The 23,649-nt window shown below is 62.5% G+C and carries 22 protein-coding genes; 11 read left to right on the top strand and 11 right to left on the bottom strand.

What is annotated here, in order from left to right; all coding sequences use genetic code 11:
* Positions 1 to 68: 68 nt before the first annotated feature.
* The 5 genes from JQC81_RS27515 to JQC81_RS27495 form a co-directional block, all read right to left on the bottom strand.
* Positions 69 to 1,568: an ABC transporter substrate-binding protein gene (locus JQC81_RS27515; protein ID WP_203274984.1), complete on the bottom strand. Its 1,500-nt coding sequence runs from the start codon at positions 1,566 to 1,568 to the stop codon at positions 69 to 71.
* Between the two features lie 39 nt (positions 1,569 to 1,607).
* Positions 1,608 to 2,702, bottom strand: a complete 1,095-nt coding sequence (locus tag JQC81_RS27510) for an ABC transporter ATP-binding protein (protein WP_376772467.1) — start codon at positions 2,700 to 2,702, stop codon at positions 1,608 to 1,610.
* A gap of 5 nt (positions 2,703 to 2,707) precedes the next feature.
* Positions 2,708 to 3,769 (bottom strand): ABC transporter ATP-binding protein, encoded by a 1,062-nt coding sequence (locus tag JQC81_RS27505; RefSeq protein WP_210347289.1) that lies wholly within the window; start codon positions 3,767 to 3,769, stop codon positions 2,708 to 2,710.
* Positions 3,759 to 4,535: a FadR/GntR family transcriptional regulator gene (locus tag JQC81_RS27500; protein ID WP_203274982.1), complete on the bottom strand. Its 777-nt coding sequence runs from the start codon at positions 4,533 to 4,535 to the stop codon at positions 3,759 to 3,761. The genes JQC81_RS27505 and JQC81_RS27500 overlap by 11 nt, the downstream gene beginning before the upstream one ends.
* Positions 4,536 to 4,763: 228 nt before the next feature.
* Positions 4,764 to 5,636: an SDR family oxidoreductase gene (locus tag JQC81_RS27495; RefSeq protein WP_203274981.1), complete on the bottom strand. Its 873-nt coding sequence runs from the start codon at positions 5,634 to 5,636 to the stop codon at positions 4,764 to 4,766.
* A 200-nt stretch (positions 5,637 to 5,836) separates the two neighbouring features.
* On the opposite strand from JQC81_RS27495, the gene JQC81_RS27490 reads away from it, so the two are divergent.
* Complete coding sequence (locus JQC81_RS27490) at positions 5,837 to 6,985, top strand: amidohydrolase (protein ID WP_203274980.1); 1,149 nt, start codon at positions 5,837 to 5,839, stop codon at positions 6,983 to 6,985.
* Between the two features lie 15 nt (positions 6,986 to 7,000).
* Here JQC81_RS27490 and uxuA read toward each other — a convergent pair whose 3' ends face one another.
* Both uxuA and JQC81_RS27480 read right to left on the bottom strand, forming a co-directional pair.
* Positions 7,001 to 8,197 carry a mannonate dehydratase gene (uxuA, locus tag JQC81_RS27485; protein WP_203274979.1) on the bottom strand — a complete coding sequence of 399 codons (1,197 nt, stop codon included), beginning with the start codon at positions 8,195 to 8,197 and terminating at the stop codon, positions 7,001 to 7,003.
* Positions 8,198 to 8,241: 44 nt separating this feature from the next.
* Positions 8,242 to 8,970 (bottom strand): GntR family transcriptional regulator, encoded by a 729-nt coding sequence (locus JQC81_RS27480; protein ID WP_203274978.1) that lies wholly within the window; start codon positions 8,968 to 8,970, stop codon positions 8,242 to 8,244.
* A gap of 123 nt (positions 8,971 to 9,093) precedes the next feature.
* On the opposite strand from JQC81_RS27480, the gene uxaC reads away from it, so the two are divergent.
* The 6 genes from uxaC to JQC81_RS27450 are packed head-to-tail and all read left to right on the top strand — an operon-like array spanning position 9,094 to position 16,084.
* Positions 9,094 to 10,497 carry a glucuronate isomerase gene (gene uxaC / locus JQC81_RS27475; protein WP_203274977.1) on the top strand — a complete coding sequence of 468 codons (1,404 nt, stop codon included), beginning with the start codon at positions 9,094 to 9,096 and terminating at the stop codon, positions 10,495 to 10,497.
* Between the two features lie 49 nt (positions 10,498 to 10,546).
* Positions 10,547 to 11,734: an ABC transporter substrate-binding protein gene (locus JQC81_RS27470; RefSeq protein WP_203274976.1), complete on the top strand. Its 1,188-nt coding sequence runs from the start codon at positions 10,547 to 10,549 to the stop codon at positions 11,732 to 11,734.
* 20 nt (positions 11,735 to 11,754) lie between these two features.
* Positions 11,755 to 12,840 carry an ABC transporter ATP-binding protein gene (locus JQC81_RS27465; protein ID WP_203274975.1) on the top strand — a complete coding sequence of 362 codons (1,086 nt, stop codon included), beginning with the start codon at positions 11,755 to 11,757 and terminating at the stop codon, positions 12,838 to 12,840.
* Positions 12,840 to 13,751: an ABC transporter permease gene (locus tag JQC81_RS27460; RefSeq protein ID WP_203274974.1), complete on the top strand. Its 912-nt coding sequence runs from the start codon at positions 12,840 to 12,842 to the stop codon at positions 13,749 to 13,751. Before JQC81_RS27465 ends, JQC81_RS27460 begins: the two co-directional genes overlap by 1 nt.
* A gap of 4 nt (positions 13,752 to 13,755) precedes the next feature.
* The gene (locus JQC81_RS27455) at positions 13,756 to 14,598 is read left to right on the top strand and encodes an ABC transporter permease (RefSeq protein WP_203274973.1); all 843 of its coding nucleotides are present in this window, start codon (positions 13,756 to 13,758) and stop codon (positions 14,596 to 14,598) included.
* A gap of 7 nt (positions 14,599 to 14,605) precedes the next feature.
* Positions 14,606 to 16,084 (top strand): mannitol dehydrogenase family protein, encoded by a 1,479-nt coding sequence (locus tag JQC81_RS27450; protein WP_203274972.1) that lies wholly within the window; start codon positions 14,606 to 14,608, stop codon positions 16,082 to 16,084.
* A gap of 48 nt (positions 16,085 to 16,132) precedes the next feature.
* Here the strand turns inward: JQC81_RS27450 and JQC81_RS27445 are convergent, their stop codons facing one another.
* Entirely contained in the window at positions 16,133 to 16,621 is a 489-nt protein-coding gene (locus JQC81_RS27445) for a RidA family protein (protein ID WP_203274971.1), read from the bottom strand.
* 154 nt (positions 16,622 to 16,775) lie between these two features.
* On the opposite strand from JQC81_RS27445, the gene JQC81_RS27440 reads away from it, so the two are divergent.
* Positions 16,776 to 17,462: a TetR/AcrR family transcriptional regulator gene (locus JQC81_RS27440; protein ID WP_203274986.1), complete on the top strand. Its 687-nt coding sequence runs from the start codon at positions 16,776 to 16,778 to the stop codon at positions 17,460 to 17,462.
* Between the two features lie 84 nt (positions 17,463 to 17,546).
* Here the strand turns inward: JQC81_RS27440 and JQC81_RS27435 are convergent, their stop codons facing one another.
* Positions 17,547 to 17,969: an SET domain-containing protein gene (locus JQC81_RS27435; RefSeq protein ID WP_203274970.1), complete on the bottom strand. Its 423-nt coding sequence runs from the start codon at positions 17,967 to 17,969 to the stop codon at positions 17,547 to 17,549.
* Between the two features lie 208 nt (positions 17,970 to 18,177).
* Between JQC81_RS27435 and JQC81_RS27430 the strand changes: the two genes are divergently transcribed.
* The gene (locus tag JQC81_RS27430; protein ID WP_203274969.1) at positions 18,178 to 19,554 is read left to right on the top strand and encodes a cytochrome P450; all 1,377 of its coding nucleotides are present in this window, start codon (positions 18,178 to 18,180) and stop codon (positions 19,552 to 19,554) included.
* Between the two features lie 93 nt (positions 19,555 to 19,647).
* Here the strand turns inward: JQC81_RS27430 and JQC81_RS27425 are convergent, their stop codons facing one another.
* Positions 19,648 to 20,031, bottom strand: coding sequence for a response regulator (locus tag JQC81_RS27425; protein ID WP_203274968.1), 384 nt, complete (start codon positions 20,029 to 20,031; stop codon positions 19,648 to 19,650).
* 814 nt (positions 20,032 to 20,845) lie between these two features.
* On the opposite strand from JQC81_RS27425, the gene JQC81_RS27420 reads away from it, so the two are divergent.
* On the top strand, positions 20,846 to 21,433 hold the full coding sequence (locus JQC81_RS27420; RefSeq protein WP_246520697.1) for a cold-shock protein: 588 nt from the start codon (positions 20,846 to 20,848) through the stop codon (positions 21,431 to 21,433).
* A 47-nt stretch (positions 21,434 to 21,480) separates the two neighbouring features.
* Here JQC81_RS27420 and JQC81_RS27415 read toward each other — a convergent pair whose 3' ends face one another.
* Positions 21,481 to 22,254, bottom strand: coding sequence for a PhoH family protein (locus tag JQC81_RS27415; RefSeq protein ID WP_376772465.1), 774 nt, complete (start codon positions 22,252 to 22,254; stop codon positions 21,481 to 21,483).
* Between the two features lie 370 nt (positions 22,255 to 22,624).
* Between JQC81_RS27415 and JQC81_RS27410 the strand changes: the two genes are divergently transcribed.
* Positions 22,625 to 23,560, top strand: coding sequence for a ribokinase (locus tag JQC81_RS27410; RefSeq protein ID WP_203274966.1), 936 nt, complete (start codon positions 22,625 to 22,627; stop codon positions 23,558 to 23,560).
* Positions 23,561 to 23,649: the final 89 nt, after the last annotated feature.

Genomic DNA, 23,649 nt, shown 5'->3' with positions numbered 1-23,649 from the left:
TAAGGAACCTGCATCAGAGTAGGGAGGGCGTGCCCGGTCCTGTGACCGGGCACGCGATTATCATGCGATCAGGAGGCGAACTTGACGCCCTTCAGGCGGATCATGCCGTCCGGATAGGGCTTGAAGTTCTGCACCTTCTTCGTGTGCACGAACGGCCACGGCTGATAGTAGGTGTAGATGATCGGCAGATCCTGCTTCAGGATCTCCTGCGCCTGATCGTAAAGCTGCTTGCGCTTGGCCTCGTCGTTGATGACGCGGGCTTCGTTCAGGAGCTTGTCGATCTGCTCATTGCAGTACTTCCCATCGTTCAGGGCGCCTTTGCAGGTGACGAACGGATGGATGTTGCCGTCCGGATCGACGCGGCCGGACCAACCGATCACGTTGACGTCGAAGTTGCCCGCCTGAGCTTCCTTCTGCATCGCCGCGAACTCGGTCGGGCGCAGCGAGATGTCGAAGCCGGTCTCGGCCGCCATGGCCTGGATGATTTCGGCGATCTGCTGCGTGGTTGTGCTGGTGCCGAAGGTGAGTTCCAGTTTCACCCGGTCGACGCCCGCTTCCTTTAGGAGCTGCTTCGCCTTGGCGACATCACGGGTGGTGGGGCCGAACTTCGGATTGTTGTAGGGGCTCGCCTGCGGGAACGGCTGACCTGCCGGCGGGAAGATGCCCTGACCCACCACCTCGTTGATCACGTTGCGATCAATTGAGAGTTCAAGCGCCTGACGGACGCGCTTGTCCTTGCCGAGCGGTCCCTTGGCGCGCTCGCCATTGTTCGTGTTGATGGTCAGGCCCTGGTAGCCGATGCCCGAGACGGGGGCAAAGACCAGGTTCTGGTCGCTCTTCACGGCCGGAACGTCGCTCGGCGCGAGGCGCTCGATCAGGTCGAGGTTGCCGGAGCGCAGGTTGGCAAGGCGCACCGTGGTGTCCGGAATGGGCTGGAACACGATGCGCTCGAAGTTGAAGTTCTTAGCATCCCAGTGATCGGCGAACTTCTCAAGCACGATGCGGTCGTTCTGCACGCGCTCGACGAACTTGTATGGGCCCGAGCAGACGGGCTTCTGGCCGAAATCGGCGGAGGCCAGCGCCTTCGGCGACATGATCATGCCGGCGCGGTCGGAGAGCTGCGACAGCAGGGTCGCGTCGGCGCGGGAGAGGTTCACCTTCACGGTCAGGTCGTCGACCGCCTCGACATTGTCGACGGAGGTGAGCTCGCTCTTGCGAAGCGAGTCGGGCAGGGTGCGGGCGCGGTCGATGTTGGCCTTCACGGCGGCGGCGTTCAGGGGCTCGCCGTCATGGAACTTCACGCCCGGGCGCAGCTTGAAGGTCAGCGACTTGCCGTCATCGCCCCATTGCCACTCGGTGGCAAGTTCTGGGGTGAACTTCAGGTCCGGCGTTATGTCGACCAGCTTGTTGCACAGAGACGTGAACACGATGCGGCCGACGAAGGTGCGGGCGCGATGGGGATCGAGCACGTCCGGGTCTTCGTTCAGGCCGATGCGCAGGGTCTGCGCGGAGGCGGCGGTGCTCATAAGGAGCCCGGCAGCCATGGCTAGGAGCAGTCTTTTCTTCATTTGTGTCGTCCTCCAATCATCCTCTGGATTAGTCCTCTTTCAGGGGCTCGTCGCGACGGGCTTATCCTGCCGTTCACGCCAAGTTTGGTAGAGCGCCAGGCGCTTTGCGAGCGCTGCGCTCGGGGGCGGGGCGCTGATGGAACCGGCGCCCGCTCCCTGGATTTCGCGCCAGAAATGGCAGGCCACGCGTCGCCCATCGGGCGCTGCCTCGAGGGCAGGGTGCTGCTCCTTGCAGACCGGACGTGCATGCGGGCAGCGGGTATGAAAGCGGCACCCTGACGGCGGGGCTGCCGGGCTCGGCACGTCGCCCTGGAGCAGGACCTTGGGCTGCCTGTTCTTCGGGCTCGGGATCGGAATCGCCGCCAGAAGCGCCTGGGTGTAGGGGTGCAAGGGGTTGTCGAAAAGCGCATCCGTCTCCGACAGCTCCATGATCTCGCCGAGATACATGACCGCGACGCGGTCGCTCATGTGCCGGATCACGGCGAGATCGTGCGCCACGATCACGAGCGTGAGGCCGAAGCGGTCCTTCAGGTCCTCAAGCAGGTTGATGATCTGCGCCTGGATCGACACGTCCAACGCTGAGACCGGCTCGTCACCCACAATCAGCTTTGGATCTCCTGCGAGCGCCCGGGCGATGCCGATGCGTTGGCGCTGACCGCCGGAAAACTCGTGCGGGTAGCGATCAGCGTGGGTCGGAAGGAGGCCGACCGTGCGCATGAGATCCGCAACCCGATCGCGCTTCGCAGAACCACTGGCTAAGTTATGCAGCCAGATCGGCTCCGCGATGATGTCGCCGACATTCATGCGTGGGTTGAGCGAAGCGTAAGGATCCTGGAAGATAATCTGGAGCTCGCGGCGTAACCGGCGCAGCTCGCCTTTGCTGAGCTTCAGGATCGAGCGGCCCTCGTAGCGCACATCACCATCGGTCGGCTCGATCAGCCGGAGGAGGAGGCGGCCAAGGGTGGACTTGCCGCAGCCGGATTCGCCCACGATCGCGAATGTCTCGCCGCGCCGGATATCGAGAGATACGCCATCGACCGCGCGGACGATGGTCGGGGAGGACAGCAGGCCTCCGCTGCCGAAATGCTTCTTGAGGTCCACGCCTTCAAGAATGATGTCGCCGGTGGTTGCCATCATGCTCATGCGGCTGCTCCACGCTTCTGTTCGAGAGGTGCATACCAGCACCGGGCAAGGTGGCCGGGTCGGATCTCGCCGAGAGGCGGGAGTTCATTGCCGCAACGGGCGTCCGAGAAGGGACAGCGCGGCGTAAAGCGGCAGCCCTTGGGCATCAGTTCCGCCGGAGGAACGGTGCCGCGAATCGTGGCAAGGCGCCCCTGACGGCGACCAAGTGACGGAACCGAGCCCATGAGGCCGATGGTGTAGGGGTGCTGCGGATCCTCGAAGATGGCCTCGACCGGCCCGCTTTCGACCACATGTCCCGCATACATCACGGCCACCTCGTCGGCGACCTCGGCGACGACGCCAAGATCGTGCGTGATGAGGATCATGGCCGTCCCTGTCTCTTCCTGCAGGCGCTGGATGAGGGTGAGGATCTGCGCCTGGATCGTCACATCGAGCGCGGTGGTCGGCTCATCAGCGATCAAGAGCTCCGGATCGTTCGCAAGTGCCATGGCGATCATCACGCGCTGCCGCATGCCGCCGGACATTTCGTGCGGATAGGCGCGCAGGCGCTTCTCCGGGGCCGGAATGCGCACCTTCTTGAGCATGTCGAGGGCACGCTCCATGGCCTCGGCCTTGGAGACCTTACGATGCCGGACGATGCCCTCGGCGATCTGGTCGCCGATGGTGAAGGCCGGGTTCAGAGAGGTCATGGGCTCCTGGAAGATCATTGCCATCCGGTCGCCGCGCAGATCCGCCCGTTCACGCTCGGTCAGCGTCAGCAGGTCCTGCCCGTCGAAGGTGGCCGAGCCTGCGACGATCCTCGCCGGAGGGGTCGGCAGAAGGCCCATGAGAGCCAGGGATGTCACGCTCTTGCCGCAACCGGATTCGCCGACGATGCAGAGGGTCTTGCCCTTGCGCACCGAGAAGCTGACATCGTCCACAACGTTCACGCCCTTCGGAGCGCCATCGAAGCGGATGGATAGTCCTTGAACGTTGAGAAGCGGCGGCTCAGCAGCCACAGCGGCGTTGCCGACGCGATGAACCTCTGCGCCCGGTTGTCGGACGGCCTCATGTCCCATGGCGAATCTCTTTTTTGGTGCTTGCTGTCACGGGTGTTTTCCGGATCTGTCCGTCCACGCGGTCGGGCAGGGGGCTGGTCATGACCTTAAGGAGGCCTTCGCGCACGAGTTCGAGATGCTCGCGCATGGCGTGCTCGGCCGCATGCGCCTCACGCTGGGCAATGGCGGCGATCACGCGGCGGTGCTGCTCGACATAGATCTGCTGACGTTCACCGGAGCGCGCCCGCTCACGTAGAAGCCGCCACGCGGTGTCCTGGCGGATGCGGTCGATCATGTCGAAGATCGCAAGGAGAAGGGAGTTGCCCGCTGCCTCCGCGATGGTCCGGTGCAGGGCGCTGTCCCAGAGTTCCCTACCATCCGCATCGGACGAGGAGGCCGTCTTCTCAGCCAGGCGCAGAAGGCGCTCGATGTCGCCATTCGTGGCCCTCATGGCCGCCAGCCGGGCGAGCGCAGGCTCGATCTCAAGGCGCACATCCATGACCTCGAGTGGATGTGTGCGCTTCGACAGTTCCTCGAGGTTGGTTGGCGTGTGGGCCGGCCGGGGACCTGCAAAAGTCCCCTTGCCCTGATGCCGCCAGATCCGCCCTTCCGCCTCCAATACTTCGAGCGCCCGCCGCAGCGCACGGCGTCCAATCCCGATCTGGGCCGCCAGCACCCGCTCAGGCGGAAGCCGCTGCTCCCGCTCGAAGGAACTGTCGTCCAGGAGAGCCCGCAACCGCCCGAGGGCGAAGTTGGAACTGTCCGCTGAAGGATCCGGGTTGGACATGAGAATCCAGCTCCCTGTGAACCAATCTTGCTGCTGGATCGGCAGCGGCGAAGCCTTGTTGCGCCTCTGGGAGCGCCAACGAAACAAGGCTATCCCGATCCCGAACCAATTTGCAAGTGGTTCGATGATGGTTCGTTAGTCGATACTGCTGCTTGGATGATCAGCGGGTGTTCTGAGCCTAAGGCTGCGCTTGTGGGAGCCGGTAACAGCCTGCCCAAACTTTGAGCGTCAGGATCTCTCGCCAGCACCGTGCAGGGCGTGAAGGCCCTCCCGATAGGTTGGGTAGCGGAGCGTCACACCGAGTTCCGATTTGATCCGTGCATTGCGGATACGCTTGTTGTCTTCGTAGAACGCGCGAGCCATCGGTGTCAGCTCGGCCTGATCGAAGGGGATCTCGGGGGGCGGTTCCCGGCCGAGCAATTTCGCCGCAAAGGCGATCACATCCTGCGGCGGACCAGGCTCATCGTCCGCCACATTGTAGATTGCGTTCCTGCTTGGCTTCTCGATCGATGCCATCAGCACCTGGGCGATGTCTTCCGTATGGATCCGATTGAAGGCTTGTCCAGGCTTCACGATACGCTTGGCAGTGCCGTCCGCAACCTTCACCAGTGCGTTCCGACCGGGACCATAGATGCCTGCGAGCCGAAAGATCTGTACCGCAAACGGAGCGCTCGCGCCGAGTTCGAGCCATTGCCGCTCGGCCTCAATCCTCTGGCGTGCGCGGGATGATGCCGGATTGGCTGGCGTCCCCTCATCGACCCAGGCACCTCCCGCATTGCCATAGACGCCTACGGTCGACAGATAGCCTATCCAACGCAAGCGGGGAGCGGCGGTAATGGCTGCGGAAAACCGCTCCAGAACAGGGTCTCTGCCCTCCGTCGGTGGAGCGGAGATCAGGAGAGCGTCCGTTTCATCCAGGTGCTGGAGAATCGCGGAGTCGGAGGCTGGCCCGTCGAACCGGAAGGCGCGCAGCCCAGGTTCCTGAATTGCCTGCGCCTTCTCCGCCGAGCGAACCGTGCCGCAGATCTCGGCGAACCTGTGGCCATGGTGGTGAATGAACTGCAGGGCCGTGTAACCGAGGCCGAAGATGAACAGGTTCATGAAATTGGCGCGCCCTCAACGGGCGGATATTTAGCGCTCCATTCAAGAAGCGGCAATTGCCGAGGCGGCAAGGATATGTGCACAGAGGTTCACCCGGCCGGGTTGATCGCTCCCTGGAGTCCCGCCATAACCCTGATCTCAAAGATGTCGATTGAACGGTCGTGCTTTGCCGTTCCGGCAGCATTGCGTGGAGGTGACTGATGCCCCTCACCAACCAAGACTTGGTTGAACTGGTTGCTTTCCGGCGCAGGCTCCACAGCAGGCCTGAACTCTCCCGGCAGGAGGCCGAGACCGCGCGTGAAGTTCAATCCTTCCTGCGGGCAACCGGCCCCGATCAGATCCTCACCGGCCTGGGTGGGCATGGCGTTGCTGCCGTGTACGAGGGTCGGGAGCCCGGGCCGACCGTGATGGTGCGCGCCGAACTCGACGGGCTGCCGATCCAGGAGATCTCCGATGCGCCTCATCGCTCCGCTACGCCCGGCAAAGGTCATCTGTGCGGGCATGACGGCCACATGGCCATTCTCGCAGGCTTAGCACGGGAACTGGGCCGACAACGGCCGCAGCGGGGCCGTGCCATCCTGATGTTCCAACCGGCCGAGGAGGATGGCTCCGGGGCGGCGGCCGTGGTGGCCGACCCGCGTTTCCGGCAGATTGCGCCCGATTTCGCGTTTGCCCTGCATAACGTGCCAGGCCTGCCCTTCGGTCAGGTTGCGCTCACCGAGGGGCCGGTCAACTGCGCATCGCGGGGCATGCGCATCGTGCTCACCGGCAAGACCGCTCACGCCTCCATGCCCGAGACCGGCCTGTCACCCGTGAACGTGGTTGCCCAGTTGATGCCCCAGCTAACAGCCCTTGGTAAGGGTGGGCCACTGGAGGAAGGCTTCTCGATGGTGACGGTGACGCATGCCAGGATTGGCGAACCGGCCTTCGGCGTGGCGCCTGCTCATGGGGAGATCTGGGCGACCCTGCGGACGCTGACCGATGCTGGGATGGAGGAACTATGCGCGAGCGCCGAGCAGCTGGTGCTGAGCGCGGCCCGTGGACAGGGGCTGAGCGTGGAAGTGTCCTATGACGACATCTTCCACCATTGCGAGAATGCCCCGGAGGCTGTCGCGCATTTGCGCGAGGCGCTCGAAGCCGAAGGAGTACCCTATGGCCGCGGCGACCTGCCGATCCGCGCCTCGGAAGATTTCGGCCGCTTTGGCCAGAAGGCGCCTGCGGCCATGTTCTTCCTCGGCGCCGGCGAGAAGCATCCCAGCCTGCACAACCCGGATTATGATTTTCCCGACGACTTGATCCCCATCGGTGCCCGCGTGTTCATGCGGACAATACGCAACCTGCTCGGATAGAGCTTCCGTCTATCTTCAGAGCGGCAGGTTGCGCAGGGCCGAGACGGCTGTCATCACGCCGCGCAACTCGGCAAGGCCGCGCAAGCGGCCGATGGCCGGATAGCCCGGATGCGTCGGCTTGCCCACATCGTCCAGAAGCTCATGCCCGTGGTCGGGGCGCATGGGGATGCGCCACTGCGCATCTCCCGCATCCTTGCGGCGCTTCTGCTCCTCCAGCAGCACCGTGACCAGAGCCACCATGTCGGTATCGCCGCCGAGATGGTCCGCCTCCATGAAGGAGCCATCCTGTTCCTTGGCCACGTTGCGCAGATGAGCGAACCGGATCCGATTCGCGAACCGCTTGGCGATAGCCGGAACATCGTTGATGGGATTGGCCCCGAGGGAGCCGCTGCAGAGGGTAAGGCCGTTTGCAGGCGAGTCGACTGCATTAAGGATGAACGATATGTCGTCCGCGTTGGACACGATGCGCGGCAGGCCCATGAGGGGCCGCGGCGGATCATCGGGATGGATGCACATGCGGATGCCGACTTCTTCCGCCGTGGGGATCACCTCACGCAGGAAGCGGGCGAGGTTTTCGCGCAAGCCCGTAGCGTCGATGTCCCGGTAGCGGTCGAGCATCACGCGCAATCCGGGGATGTCGTAGCGGTCATAGGCGCCCGGCAGTCCGGCCATGATGTTCGACAGAAGCTGGCGCCGGTCCGCCTCCGACGAACGGTCGTACCACTCCCTTGCCCTCTCTAGGACTTCAGGCAAATGATCCACTTCTGCCCCGGGGCGCTGCAGCATGAAGCAGTCAAAGGTGGCGAATTCGTGCGCATTGAAGCGCAGGGCCGTGCCACCGCCAGGGAGAGGATAGGCGAGTTCGGTGCGCGTCCAGTCCACCACCGGCATGAAGTTGTAGCAGATTGTGGTGATGCCGCACTGGGCCAGATTGCGCATTGACTGGCGATAGTTGTCGAACAGGGGCGTCAGGTCGCCTTCGCCAATCTTAATATTCTCATGGATCGGCAGGCTCTCGACCACGCTCCAGCGCAGGCCGAGTGACGGATCGGCGGCGATGAGCGCTTTGCGCTTCTCGATCTCCTCGACGCTCCAGACGACGCCATACGGAATGTGGTGCAGGGCCGTCACGATCCCGGTCGCGCCGGTCTGGCAGACATGGGAGAGCTTGATGACGTCTTCAGGGCCGAACCAGCGCCAAGCTTGTTCCATGGGATTGCCTCTTCAGATTTGAGCCGATTGTCTCTTTGTCGATCTCACGCGCTGAGCGCCTGTGTCACAACGTCGTGTTCCGGTTCGAACAGGTCAGGGTATTGCGCCGCAAGTTCCGGCAATGTGCGAAGAATTTCGCTTAAGTGCTGATGCATAGCCTTGTCCGCCGCGACCGGATCGGACGACTTGATGGCGTCAACGATCAGCGCATGCTGCGCCACGATAGTATGACGCGGCGTGGCCTGCTTCACGTCGAGATACCGTACCCGGTCCATCTGAGGCTTCACATCCTCGATCATGCGCCAGGCTGCCGGCCTGCCGGCAGCTTCCGCCAGAAGGCGATGAAACTCTTCGTCGAGGGCCATGAAGTCATCCGACGAGGTGGCGCGCTGGGCCCGCCGTTGTCGGGTCAGGCTGGCATTCAATTCGGCGAGAAGGACAGGTGTGGCCTTCAGCGCCGCCTCGCGCACGACCGCGCACTCGACAGCCTGGCGAATGAAGCGCGCATCCTCGACAGCGGCTCGCGAGATCTTGACGACCTGGGTGCCACGCTGGGGCAGAACCCGCACCAATCCTGCCTCGCTCAGCTTGATTAGCGCCTCCCGCACGGGGGAGCGACTGACGCCGAATCGTTGTGCGAGATCCTGTTCCGACAGCATCTCACCGGGAGCAATCCGCATGCTGACGATGGCTTGACGCAAGGCGCGCGTGACCTGCCGGGCTATGGGTTCGCGGCTGACATCGAGCTTTGCAAGGGCGCTTCTCTCATTCATAAGTGGCACACTACCATACTAGTAGACCATTGCAAATGGTTCTGGATCGTCTTATGGTCATCGGCAATGAGGCGCTTGAAAGTCACCGCAAATGACTTGCCAGACGCGCCAAGGGAGAACGCTATGCTGATCCATCCGGACCGGCTTTTTCCGGTAGAGCCCGCTGCCCGCGAGGTGGCGCGCAGGCTTTATGCGGAGATCAGAGATCTGCCCATCATCTCCCCGCACGGGCATACGGACCCACGCTGGTATGCGGAAAACGAGCCGTTCCCCGATCCGGCAACGCTGTTCGTCATTCCCGATCATTACATCTTCCGCATGCTCTACAGTCAGGGCGTGCGCCTCGAAGATCTCGGCATTCCGGTGAAGGATGGGAGCGAAGTCGAGCGCGATCCGCGAGTGATATGGCGCCGCTTCGCTGCCCACTATCATCTCTTTCGCGGCACCCCGACGCGTGCGTGGCTCGACCACACTTTCGCAACGCTGTTCGGCTTTACTGAGCGCCTCACATCTGCGAACGCGGATGCGTACTATGACCGGATCGATGCTGCACTGCGCACACCGGAGTTCCGGCCACGCGCGCTCTTCGAGCGTTTTCAGATCGAAGCAATCGCCACCACGGAAAGCCCTCTCGATCCTCTGAAACATCATGAGACCCTTCGGCAATCGGGCTGGAAGGGCAGGGTTGTGACAGCCTACCGGCCTGATCCGGTTGTGGATCCCGAGTTCGAGAGTTTCCGGCAGAACCTTGCTCGCTTCGGCGAGATCACGGAATGCGACACGTCCACGTGGAGCGGCTATCTGGAGGCGCATCGCAGGCGCCGTGCGTTCTTTCGGGGGTATGGCGCAACATCCACTGACCACGGACACCCAACCGCCAGAACAGCCAATCTCTCGCAAGCGGATGCGGAGGCCCTGTTCCGCCGCGTCTCGACCGAGAGCGCAAGCCCTGAGGACGCCGAGCTGTTCCGCGCCCAGATGCTAACCGAGATGGCGGCCATGAGCGTGGAAGACGGCATGGTCCTGCAGATCCATCCCGGCTCCTTCCGCAATCATAACGAGGCACTCTTCCGTCGCTTCGGCCGCGACATGGGCGCCGACATTCCTTCGCAAACCGATTACGTTCGCGCGCTCAAGCCGCTTCTCGACCGCTTCGGCAACGAGCCGAACCTGACGATCATCGTCTTCACGCTCGACGAGACGAGCTATTCCCGCGAGCTGGCTCCGCTCGCCGGGCATTACCCGGCCTTGAGGCTGGGTCCGGCCTGGTGGTTCTTCGATGCACCTGAAGGCATGCGTCGCTTCCGCGAGCTCACGACAGAAACGGCGGGCTTTTACAACACCGTAGGCTTCAACGACGACACGCGTGCCTATCTTTCCATCCCGGCCCGGCACGATGTGGCCCGCCGGGTCGACTGCGCCTATCTCGCCAATCTCGTGGTGACGCACCGCCTCGACGAGAATGAGGCGCACGAGGTGGCCTACGATCTCGCCTATCGCCTCGCAAAAGAGGCTTACAAGCTGTGACACGGGACATGGAGAAAAGAGCCATGTCGCACAGAACGGGAGGAAGAACATGACGAACCTGATCAACAGGCGGACTTTCGTCGGCGGTGTCGCCGGCGCCGCAGGCGTTGCCGCATTCGGCGGTTCGGGCTTTGCCCAGGCCACTCTGCCGACGAGCCCTGTCACGCTCAACATCATCGATGTCGCGGGCAATCTCGCGCTGACGCAGAAGGCCATCGAGAACTACCGCAAGGCGAAGCCGAATCTCGTCTCGCGGATCTCCTTCACCAAGGCGACCGCTCCTGAACTGGCCGGCAAGATCAAGGCGCAGCAGGATGCAGGCCGCGTCGACATCGACCTCGTGCTCACCGGCACCGACGCGCTCTCCGCTGGTATCGAGCAGAAGCTCTGGGTCGATCTGATTGGAAGTCATTCCAACGCATTGCCGAAACTCGACGACATTTATCTTCCGGCCGCGGCGAAGATGCAGGGGCTGGCCAAGGGGCAGGGCGTCGTCGTCACCTACTATCCGTCCGGTCCGCTGCTCGAATACATGCCCGACAAGGTCAAGAATGTTCCGGCCACGGCCGAGGAACTGCTCGCCTACACCAAGGCCAATCCGGGACGCTTCCTCTATGCGCGTCCTGCCAATTCTGGCCCGGGCCGCACCTTCATCATGGGCCTGCCTTACATCCTGGGCGACAGCAACCCGCAGGATCCCGCCAAGGGCTGGGACAAGACCTGGGCCTACCTGAAGGAACTCGGGCAGAACATCGAGTACTATCCTTCCGGCACCGGTGCGGTGATGAAGGAGTTGGGCGAAGGCTCCCGCGATATGACCGTGTCGACTACGGGCTGGGACATCAACCCGCGCGTCCTCGGGGTTGTGCCGAAGGAGGCCAAGGTGGCGGCGCTCAAAGGCTTCCACTGGGTGGCGGACGCTCACTACATGTGCGTGCCCAAGGGGCTGTCCAACGAGAAGGTCGCGGTGCTCCTCGACCTCATGAACTTCCTGCTCACCAAGGAGCAGCAGGCCTACACCTACGACGAAGGCTACTTCTATCCGGGTCCGGCTGTGAAGGGCGTGACCCTCGACATGGCGCCGCCTGAGAGCCAGGCCGCCATCAAGGAATTCGGCCGTCCCGAATACGAGAAGTGGATCGCCGAGAACCCGATCGAATTGCCGCTTCAGCCCGAGCAGATGGTCGTTGCCTTCCGCATGTGGGACGAGCAGGTCGCCGGCGGCAAGCGCAAGTAAATCGAAAGCAAGGACCCGCGATGACCATAGCCCTTTCTCAATTCGACGAAGTCCGGCTCGATCGTGTGAGCCGCGACTTCGGGGCACTCAATGCCTTGCGCGATGTCTCCCTCACCATCCGTCGGGGCGAGTTCATCGCTCTGCTCGGACCCTCAGGGTGCGGGAAGTCGACGACATTGAACTGCATCGCGGGTCTTCTTCCTGTGACCGGTGGAGCGATCTGGCTCGACAAGAACCGGGTCGACACCCTGCGCCCCGAGGAGCGCGGGTTCGGCATGGTGTTCCAGAACTACGCGCTCTTTCCCCATCTCAACGTCCGCCAGAACATCGGCTTCGGCCTGAAGATGCGCGGGCGGCCGAAGGCCGAGATCGACCGCAGGGTCGACGAGGCCCTGAACCTGGTCCGCCTCCAGGGACAGGAAAACAAACTGCCGGGTCAGCTCTCCGGCGGCCAGCAGCAGCGTGTGGCGATTGCCCGCGCCATCGTCATCGAACCGCCTTTGGTGCTCATGGACGAGCCGCTCTCCAACCTCGATGCCAAGCTGCGCCTCGAGATGCGGGCGGAGATCAGGCGCATCCACAACGAGCTCGGAGCAACGACCATCTACGTGACCCACGATCAGGACGAGGCCCTGTCGCTCGCGGACCGGATCGTCGTCCTGCGCGACGGCGTGGTGCGTCAGGTCGGCGCGCCAAAGGAGCTTTATGAGGCGCCAGCCCACTTCGACGTGGCTGACTTCATGGGTTTCCGCAACAAGCTGAAAGGAAAGGTCGTCGCCATCGAGGGCGACCGTACCATCCTCGACGTGGAGGGCGCCCGGATCAGTGGCGTCGCCCGGGAGCGGGTTTCCGTCGGCTCGACGGCTTATGCCGCCATCCGGTCCGACGATCTTGAGGTCGGCGAGGACGGGCCGAACGCCATCGCCGCAACCGTCGATACGATCGAGTACCGCGGCCGTGAATTCGTCGGCACCGCCCATTCAGCCGGAGGTTTGGATTTCGTGTTCCGCTCTCACGTGCCGGTGGAACTTGGATCCAGGATCCACCTGCGGACGGAGGACGAGCGCATTCTCGTCTTTGCGGAGCCTGTGCAAGGGAGACAGTAATGGACGCCGTTGCTCACGCGCCTGCCATTGAACACGGACCGAGTCTGCGCCAGCGGCTGGCGGCTCGTGGCTTCGACGCGGTGACCCTGCTGGTCATTCCCGCCGCCATCTTCAGCCTGTTGCTGTTCGTCTATCCCTTCGCCTTCGGATTCGTTCTTTCCTTCGAGCCGAAGGCCGGAGGCGACTGGCTTGCCAATTACCGTCGCTTTTTCTCGGATCCGTTTCTCTATGAGACGATCGCCAAGACGCTTTGGCTCGCGATCCCCGTCACCCTCGTCAATCTGCTGCTGGCTATCCCGATTGCGTTCCGCGTCCGTCTCATGCGCAATCAGCGCCTTTTGACAACGCTCCTCGTCTTGCCGATCACCCTCGGAACGGTGCTGGTGGCGGAAGGCCTGTTGAACTACCTCGGCCCTCAGGGCTGGTTCAACCGCACCTTGATGACCTTCGGCCTGATTTCCCAGCCGCTGAAACTCGTCCATAATTACTGGGGCGTCTTCGCCTCCCTCGTGATTACCGGCTTCCCGTTCACCTTCCTGCTCACCCTGTCGTATGTGACCGGCATTGATCCGGCTCTGGAGCAGGCGGCCGCGACCCTCGGGGCCAGCGCGTGGCAGCGGTTCCGCCATGTCTATCTCCCGCTTCTGATGCCGGGGCTTGCCATCACCTTCTGCCTCTCCTTCGTGCAGGCCTTCTCCGTGTTCCCCTCCGCGGTGCTGCTCGGAGAGCCGGCGGGGCCGACCCGCGTCATCTCGATTGCAGCCGCTCAGGCGGCCTTCGAGGAATACGATTATTCCATGGGCTCTGCGATTGCGATGATCATGGGCTTCGTCCAGCTCGGCATCGTCGTTGCAGTGCTCGCCTCGCGCGGGCTGTTCTACCGTGGTCCCGCCTCCGGGGCGAAAGGGTAAACCGATGATCCGCGATACCACCATCGGAGCCAAGCTCTGGGCCGCAGCCGTCTGGGCAACCGTCGGCTTCTTCATCCTCAACCTCCTTGCCATGATCGCCACCGTGGTGACGAGCTCGTTTGCCACCCGCTGGCTTGGCACATGGTTGCCCGCCGGCTGGACCACGCGCTGGTACACCTCCGCCTGGAGCGAGTTTCAGCTTTGGGATGTGTTGATCGTCACCTTCCAGGTAATCGGCGCCGTGGTCTTCATCTCGGGAGCGCTCGGCGTCACCGCCGCCTATGCGCTGGCCCGCCGCGACTTCCCGGGCAAGCGGCTTCTCGTGCTGCTCTTCCTGCTGCCGCTTCTCATCCCGCCGATGACCTTCGGCATTCCTCTGGCGACCGTGCTCTATCAGACTGGCCTTGCAGGGACGTTCTGGGGCGTGGTAGCGGCCAATCTCGTGCCGACCGTGCCCTTCGTGATCCTCGTCATGATCCCGTTCATCGAGCAGATCGACCCGAAGGTGGAGGCCGCGGCTCGCGTGTTCGGAGCCAATACGTTCAAGCTCTTCATCTACGTGCTTCTGCCGCTGCTCCTGCCGGGCATCCTGGCGGCGCTGCTGCTGGTTCTGGTGCGCACCATTGCCATGTTCGAGCTGACCTTCCTCGTGGCAGGCCCGACTAGCCAGACCCTCGTGGTGGCCCTTTACTACGCCGTCTTCGCGGCCGGCGTACGGGCGGTGCAGTCCATCGATGCCATGGCGGTGATCTACATGGTCACGACACTGATCTGGCTCATCATCGCCCTGCGCTTCGTCAACCCGACGCAGATCGTCACCCGTGCCAAGCAGCAGCCGGCGCATTGAGGATAAGATGTCAGATCGCCTGAACGACGACGCCTTGGCGGACCTGCCCGGGAGGGTTCAACGTCCTGCCTATGACCGTACGAAGGTCAGAACAGGCATTGTTCACCTCGGCGTGGGTGCGTTCCATAGGGCGCACCAAGCCGTCTACACGGACGATGTCATGGCAACGGATCCGCATTGGGGCATTCTTGCCGCAAGTCTGCGAAGCCCGGACACCTATGATGCGCTGCAGCCGCAGGATGGGCTCTACACCCTCTCTGTTCGTTCGCAGGAGGGGGAGGCGCTCCGGGTCATCGGCTCAATCCAACGGGTCATCGTCGCTCCCCGTGAGACGGATGACTTGCTTGAGGCCATGTCAGATCCGCACACGCGGATCGTGACGCTCACGGTGACGGAGAAGGGCTATTGCCACGATCCGGCGACTGGTGCCTTGAACGAGGCCCATCCCGATATCGTGCATGATCTGGCTTATCCAATGAACCCGAAGTCCGCCCCAGGCTTCATCGTCGAGGCCTTGCGGCGGCGGCGCATGAACGGCGTGCCGCCCTTCACCGTGCTGACCTGCGACAACCTTCCCTCCAATGGCCGCACCGTGAAGCGCGTGCTCACGCGCTTTGCCGAACTGGTCGATCCGGAACTCGGCCGGTTCGTCAATGACGAGGTCTCTTGTCCTTCGACCATGGTCGATCGGATCGTGCCGGCCACGAGCGATCAGGATCGTGAGCGGATCGGCGGGGTTCTCGGCGTTGCGGATGCATGGCCCGTCGTCACCGAACCCTTCACGCAATGGGTGATCGAGGACCGCTTCCCACAGGGGCGCCCGGCCTGGGAGGCCGCAGGCGCCGAGTTCGTGGATGATGTCGAGCCCTATGAGCACATGAAGCTCCGGCTGCTCAACGGGAGCCATTCCACCCTCGCTTATCTCGGCTATCTCGCTGGTTACGAAACCGTGGCCGACACCATGGCGGATGAGGCCTTCGTCCGGCTGATCCGGGACCTCATGGACGAGGAGGTCACCCCGACGCTGCACATGCCGCCGGGCGCCGATCTGACATCCTACAAAAGCGCGCTCATCGAGCGGTTCAAAAACCCAGCTTTGAAGCACCGTACTTGGCAGATTGCCATGGATGGTTCCCAGAAACTCCCTCAGCGCCTCCTTGGCACGATCCGCGACCGCCTGAGCAGCGGCGCGCCGATTGGGCGGTTGTCGCTCGGGGTTGCCGCCTGGATGCGCTATGTGACCGGCATCGATGAGAAGGGTGGGGCGATCGAAGTCCGCGATCCTATGACGGCGCGGTTGCGGGAGGTGGCGGATGGGGCAGGGCCGTCAGCCGAGAATCTCGCTCGCGGCCTGTTCGCCATCCGCGAGATCTTCGGAGATGATCTGCCGGCTGACTCCCGCTTCACAGGCGAGGTCGTAGCCCACCTCGCACGGCTTTACGAGCTTGGAGCCAAGCACACGGTCTCCACGTTTAAGGCGGGCTGAACCTCGCACGACACGAGGTCGAGCGCCTTTGGCAAGCTGGCGCCGCCACTAGTCCAGAATGACGACGGCTTCGACCTCGAAGAGCATGGGGTCAATAGCGAGCTTGGGGACGGGAACCAGGGTCTGCGCCGGTAGCGCCTTGCCGAACATGGCCTTAATGTTGCTGGTCAGCACCTCAAGCTTGGACATGTCATGATCGACCACGTAAATCGTGAGCTTGGCGACCTGATCCGGCTTTGCACCGAGCGCTTCGATGGCGGCGCGCAGATTGGCATACGCCTGCTCGACCTGAACGGCGAAGTCGGACGACAAGCCCCCCGTGCTGTCCTGGCCACCCTGGCCTGAAATATAGGCAACCCTGGCGCCATTCGGCACGATGACGGCCGTACTGTAGCCGTTCGGCGTCGGGTCGTAGAGGTTCTGCGGATTGACGATGGTCAGCTTGAGATCGGTCTCATTGGCGGTCGTCGGAGTGGAAACTCCCATGGTCATGATGATGAACTCTCCAGTAAGCAGATTTTTGATTGCTGATGACACGACGTTCTCCTGGGTCTGGGAAGCGCGAGCGGAGGACCCCAAAGGCCTGCGGATTGACCTTTGAGACATCGCTCTTATGATCGTCTCGTACGGCGTACGATTAGTTGCATCGTACATGGTACGAGTCAAGCGCTTCGAGCAGCGAGGAAGATGGATGACCGCCAAACTTAAAGGCACTCGGAGCAGACGATCTCAGGGGGCAGGGGGGGCTCCCGGGTCTGAGCAGGAGGCGCCTCTCTCTTCGGAACGGATCGTGGCGACCGCGGTCGAACTGCTGGACGCTCATGGGGTCGACGGATTGAAGATGCGCCAGCTGGCCGATCGCCTCGGCGCCGGCGCGATGAGCCTGTACTGGTACGTCGACAACAAAGAGCAGGTGTTCGATCTGGCGCTCGATTCGGTGCTCGTATATCGCGGACCGCCCCAGCCAGATGGGTCTCGAGACTGGCGCGGGGATATTGTTCACATGCTCGAAGACTGGCGCGCCTGCATGCTGCGCCATCCCTGGTCGGCATCGCTGTTGCCGCGCCGGGCGCTTGGCCCGAACATCCTTGGCCGTCTGGAGCTGCTGAGCAAAACCTTTTCCAGAGCCGGTGTCGCGGACGCGGATCTGAACGTCGCCATATGGTCGCTCTGGAACTATGTGATCGGCGCCACGATCACCCGGGCGAGCTTCGATGTCTCGGATGATGACAGGGCCGCCGCGCAACAGCGCCTGACGGATCTCAGCAAGCACTACCCGACAATCGAACGCTCTCGTCTGCTGCTGGACAACGATTGGGACGGTGCTTTCAGGAAAGGTCTCGACTTCCTGCTCGATGGCCTTGTTCCGAAGCACTGAGCATCCGTCATTTCCTGGAAGAGACGGTGCCGGGGTTAATCGCGGATACTGCCCTCACAAGCCTCCTCACTATGAGTGCTGACCCTAACCAGCAGCTTCCTTTTCACGCTTCTTCTGGCACGAGCGGCATCGGCAGCCATGCGGCTTGATGAAGGTTTCGAAATAATTCTTCCCATAATTGTAGGTGATCTCGTCGCCGGGCTTGATGCGCTTGATAGCCTTGATGCGGATCTTGCCGCGCGAGATCGTCGCCTGGGCGTTCGGGCGGCATGAGTGGTTGATGTAGCGGGCGGTGTTCCAGCGCGGCGCGCCATCGATGGTCCAGCGGCTGTTGATCTCGAACAGGTAGCGCGTGTTCCGGCGCCTCTCGACCTCTTCGCTCGTGATCCGCGGACCCACATATTCGATGATGAAGCTTCCCTTCTCGATGATATCCGTCGCAAAGAGCCCGAGGCCCGTCTCCGAGCGCCCGATGCGAAAGGGGCCTTCCGGCCGTTTGGTACTCATAGTCAGCAAGAGCTCCGCGGTATCCGAGGGACATTGTAGAGTCGATGTACGGGGATCATCGATTGGTCAAATGGGTCACCAGGCGATGTTCGCCAGATCCAAAGCTGCGTTTCTGCATTTTGCCTCTTGGCGCATTGCCGGAGCCGCGTAACCCATGTTCGGCATCGGCATATCAAGGTGTGCGTGAGTCGTCTCGAAGAGGAATTGCATGAGCATCGATGCCCTTCCCATGCTGTCGGAGCAGAGTCCTGGCATTACGGTCAGCCGCCGCTCTCCGCTTGCCGTTTTGCCTGCCCTGGTTCGGGATCCACTTCAGGCACTGCCGCCGGAGGTCTATCGGGATCCGCTTGTCTATTCACGGGTGGCCAGCCGAGAGAGGATTTTCCTTCTCGATCCCGCCCTCATTCAAGATGCCCTGGTGCGAAACGCCGATTCCTTGTCGAAGGGAGAGGATGTGCGGCGGGCTCTCGGTCCGGCTCTGGGTCAAGGCCTGTTGACGGCGGATGGTGCCCATTGGCGCTGGCAGCGCCAGTCCGTGGCGCCGGCCTTCCGGCATGAGAAGCTCGTCGGCCTGCTCCCTGCCATGATCGCGGCGGCGGAGCGGACCCGCGACCGCTGGCTTGCCGCCGAGCCCGGTGCGACGGTCAGGATCGGCCATGAGATGATGCGAACGACTTTCGACATCATCGTGGAGACCATGATGTCGGGTCCTGGCGGGATCGACGTGGTTCGGGTGGAGCGGGGTATCACGGACTACCTGAAGCCGACCGGCTGGATCTTCGCGCTGAGCATCCTCAACGCTCCCGACTGGATTCCGTACCCGGGGCGCAGTCGGGCGAGGGCCGCGACAAGCTATCTTCGCTCTGCCATCATCGGCATGATCGCCGAACGCCGTAGCCGCGGGGAGGCGCGGGAGGATCTGGTCGCATTGCTCCTTGCGGCAGCCGACCCCGAGACCGGCCGCACGATGACTGATGAAGAGATCGCCGACAATCTCCTGACCTTCATCACGGCCGGACATGAGACCACGGCTCTTGGGCTTGCCTGGACCTTTCTCCTTCTGGCGCACCATCCGGAGCATGAGGCGAGGGTGCTCTCGGAAATCGACGCGGTTACCGGCGATGGTCCCGTCCGCCCAGAGCACATTTTGGAGCTGACCTATACACGGCAGGTATTCTCGGAGGCCATGAGGCTCTATCCGCCGGCTCCCATCATCACCAGAACTGCAACGCGGGCCTTTCCGCTCGGCGGTTTCATGGTTCCGGAGGGTGCCGTCATCGTCGTTCCCATTCATGCCGTGCACCACCATGCTGCAATCTGGGAGCAGCCTGAGCGGTTCGACCCGGATCGCTTCGCGCCGGAGCAGGCAAAGGGGCGGCATCGTTATGCCTACATGCCTTTCGGCGCAGGCCCGCGGATCTGCATCGGCAGCGCCTTCGCCCAGATGGAGGCGCTTGCTATTCTGGCCGTGATGCTGAAGGCCACTCGTCTGCGGCCGAAAGGGGGCTCGATGCCGGCACCAATCATGAAGGTGACGCTGAGGCCGAGAACGGATGCCGAGATGCTGGTTGAACCACGTTCCTGAATGAACAGCCATTCAGAATTGCGCGCCTGAACGAGGTGCGCCTTCATGATCGCCGGCTATCGGAATTATGGCGGCTATCCAGCATTACTGGACTCAGACGGCTGCCCTCATCTCCGGAACTGCGAGAGCGCTTTGCAGCGTATCGGCGAAGTTCTGGTACGAGAACGGCTTCGACAAGGTCGGGCAATCGCGGAAACGCTCCGGGAGAGAGCGGAAGTCGTAGCCTGTCGAGAAAATGAAAGGAATTTTGCGGAACCGCAGAACGTCCGCGACCGGGAAAACGACCGATCCATCCACATTGATGTCGAGAAGGCCGATGTCGATTTCAGCCTGCAGGGCAAGGGTGAGGGCGTGATCCAGACGAGCCGCAGGTCCCACGACCTGGCAACCGAAATCCAGAACCATATCCTCGATGAGCATCGAGATCATGGCCTCGTCTTCAACGATCAGGACCCGCTTTCTGCGATCTTCAAGCATAGCCCCTCCTGGCCAGATTCCACCTGATGCAGCACCTTTTCGGCGTCGTTATACGAATCAGTTGCAATCACTTTAAGCTTTACGTCGGTTCCGTTCTCTATCTTATGTTATTAAGCCTTCTGAAAGGTATCGTAACCCCGCTCGCAAGCTAAAGTAAATACCTTGGTTCCATGCTTCTTTCGCAGCCATTCCAGGGACAGTTTCAGCGCGAACGATCGGTCAACCCTGGTTCTCAAGAGTTCTGGAGCGGCTGAGTTGCCCCTGCGGTTCTCCCGCAAGAGCGACCGGTGGAGTTCGCAGCGCCACGGCTTAAGGGTAGGGGGCCGAAGGCTGGCTAGACCATCGGCCAAGCTGGGAGAACCTGGAAGTCCTCTCGGCAGAATACAGGCCGTAGAAACCAGAGGCTCGGTCATCCCGTCTGCTCCTCAGTCTTCAAGCTGAGCCGACGAATGGCTCTTTTGCCACTGCTGACTTCCCAATAGGTCTCGGAATTGCTGTTTCTGCCATTTTGCAGGCTGAGCCGGACGCAGGTCCTAAAAGCTTGAAGGGACGCTGAAATTCCCGGCACGAAACCCGAGAATCTGCCGGAACCACCATTTTGAGACCTTGCGTGAAACGTTTAGGTATGAGTAGTTATCTTCTTGCCCTCAATGGTTGGGGGCTGTACGCCTATGGGCGTTTAGGAAACATGAGACTTTAGAAGGCAGTCCTGATGGGCCGGGGAAATGATCACCGTGATCGCCGACGTCAATTTGGCGGTCAACCCGAAGATCACTGGGGCGATTTCGCTCCGCCAACATCTTTTGAACGGCCCATGCGGCAGCAGACATCCTACGGCTCCTCAGCCGCAGGACCCGAAACTGAAGCGCGGGTGAAATGGTTCAATCCCGACAAGGGCTTCGGCTTTGTCGAGATGACCGATGGCTCGGGCGAGGCCTTCCTGCACGTTCGGCAGGTCGAGGCTGCGGGCCACTCCGCTCTCGAATCCGGCACGACCCTGGTCATCAAGGTCGGCACGGGCCAGAAGGGCCCGCAGGTCCAGGAGATCGTCAGCGTTGATACCAGCACGGCCGAGCCGGAGCCGCCGCGCGGTGCGCGTCCGCCCCGTTCGCCGCGTGCGGGTGGCCCGGGCGGCCAGTCCGGCGGGTTCTCCCGTCCGAGCGGCGGCCCCAGCGCACGTCCCGTGAGCGGTCCGCCGGAGGTGCCGGCCACCGTGAAGTGGTTCGACTCCGTGAAGGGCTACGGCTTCGTGTCCGTCGAAGGTGAGAGCAAGGACCTGTTCCTGCACATCTCCGTCGTGGAGCGGGCCGGTCTCGGCCAGCTCGACCAGGGCCAGGCGGTTCGCGTCGCGATCGTCGAGGGCCGCAAGGGCCCTGAAGTCGGCGCCATCGAGCTCGCCTAAGAGGCTCTGCTCCTTCACATCGAGTGAAAAGATCCGGGTCCACTGCGTCAGCAGTGGACCTCTTCGAATGCGCGCACCCACATCTCGCAGACCCCGGACCGCACGATGTCGTTGAGGGTGAACTCGACGATCGGCACCGGAAGCATCTGCGACTTGATCAGGTGAATGACCGTGCGGAGACCCGATGTCTCGCGCAGGTCGCACTGGCTCACATCCCCGTTGATCACCACTTTGCATTCCTCCCCGATCCGGGTGAGGAACGTCTTCATCTCGGCCGGAGTCGCATTCTGCGCCTCGTCGAGAAGGATGAAGGCATCGCGCCATGAGCGGCCGCGCATCACCTCGAACGGCACCATCTCGATATCGCCGTTCTTGATCGCGATGTCGAAAGCCGCCGTGCCGATGCGTTCCTTGATGGCCTCGATGACAGGAGCGGCCCAAGGACCGAATTTCTCTTCAAGCGTGCCGGGAAAATAGCCGAGGGAGCGGCCGCTCGGTACGTTGGGGCGGGTGAGAATGATCTTGCGGATGCGCCGCTGGCGGAACAGGTCCGCCGCGTATGTCGCTGCGATCCAGGTCTTGCCGGTGCCTGCCGGCCCGAGCACCACGACCTGGGAACTGTTCTTCAAAGCGTCGAGATAATCATCCTGTGTGGCATTGAGCGGTTTGATGGGCGGAAGGCTGCGCTCTCCCTGAAACTTGGATCCCGTGAGGTCGAAAACCTGCGCTGTTTCAATGGAGCGGCGGGTCTTGCGTCTCTGCTTTTCATGATGCTTGCTCAATGACCAACTCCGGGGTTTGAAACTGCGCACACCAATCATCCAGGCGCCGCGCAGAGGCGTCTGGAGAAAAACTTGCGAGCGAAGTGGGAATACGAGAGCGCGTCGTTGCGGGCGGTGAATGTCCGCGATCCAGAGTGAGAGGATCAGCCTGCCTGCCCATCAAAGCCTATCTTTATCTGCCAGTGGCAAACTATCTTTGATTCTGATGACAGTTTACCGCTGCTACGCCTACCTGCGAGTCAAATGTTGAGGCAGGCTGCTTGGTTCCAAGGCATAACTCCTCTGCGGCGCTGGGGGAGAAATAGCTGTGGATGGCTCTCTCGATGCTCCGCTATGGCAGCAGCTTGCTATCCCACACCACTCCAAGACCGCCGACGGTAGGCAAAGGACCTCAAAGGATGAGAACGGCATGATCGTGGTTTTCGGTTCGATCAACATGGATCTCGTCGCGCGGGTGCCGCGCATCGCCAGGCCGGGCGAAACCGTGCTTTCGCGCCGGGCCGACAGCTTCTTCGGCGGCAAGGGCGCCAACCAGGCGGTCGCGGCAGCGCGGATCGGGCAGGGCAGACCCGGCAGGGTGGCCATGGTGGGCGCGGTCGGAGATGATCCCTTCGGCGAGGCCTGCCGCAAGAACCTCGAGGACAACGGCATTGATGTTCAGGCCGTCAAGGTTGCTGACGAGCCGACGGGCTGTGCCTTCATTACGGTCGACGAGGCCGGCGAGAACGCCATCACGGTGGCGAGCGGCGCCAATATGGTTTTGCGCTCCACGGATCTTTCGGACAGCCTGCTGTCCGAGGCTTCCGTGCTGGTGCTTCAAATGGAGGTGCCTCTGGCCGACAGTCTCGATGCCGCTGCACGCGCCCGTCGAGCCGGCGTGAGGGTGATCTGGAATTTTGCCCCCGTTCCGCCAACTAAGGAGCGCTCAGGCATGGCCGAACTGCTCCAGGCAACGGACGTGCTGGTCGTCAACGAGCACGAGGCGCTCGCCATTGCCGAGATCGTGGGCGTACCGGCGGGCGACGATTATCTTCAGGCCGCTGCTGCCGTGACCAAGGATTTCGGCCCAACCTGCATCGTTACGGCAGGCGCACGGGGAGCTTATGCCGTTTCACGCGACGGCACACGGATCCATGCCGCGGCCCGGCCGATCACCCCGGTCGACACCACAGGGGCGGGCGACACCTTCGTCGGCGTGCTGGCAAACGGTTTCTCGGAGGGTTTGGAGATAGGCCCTGCCATGGAGCGGGCCTGTGCCGCGGCCTCCCTGTCATGCCTGACGCCGGGAGCACAAGCAGGAATGCCCCAGAGAGAAGCCCTGGAGCGCTATCTCGCTCAAGGCTGAGTGCTGGCCTCCGGAATGACCTTGGTCAGGCTGCCGGTGGCTGGGAAGAGCGGGATAAGGCAGGCTTGAAGGGCGTGGTAGAGGTCCGG

The sequence above is a fragment of the Microvirga arabica genome (genome assembly GCF_016811235.1).
GTDB classification, from domain to species: Bacteria; Pseudomonadota; Alphaproteobacteria; order Rhizobiales; family Beijerinckiaceae; genus Microvirga; species Microvirga arabica.
This window is presented reverse-complemented; position numbering and strand designations above follow the sequence as displayed.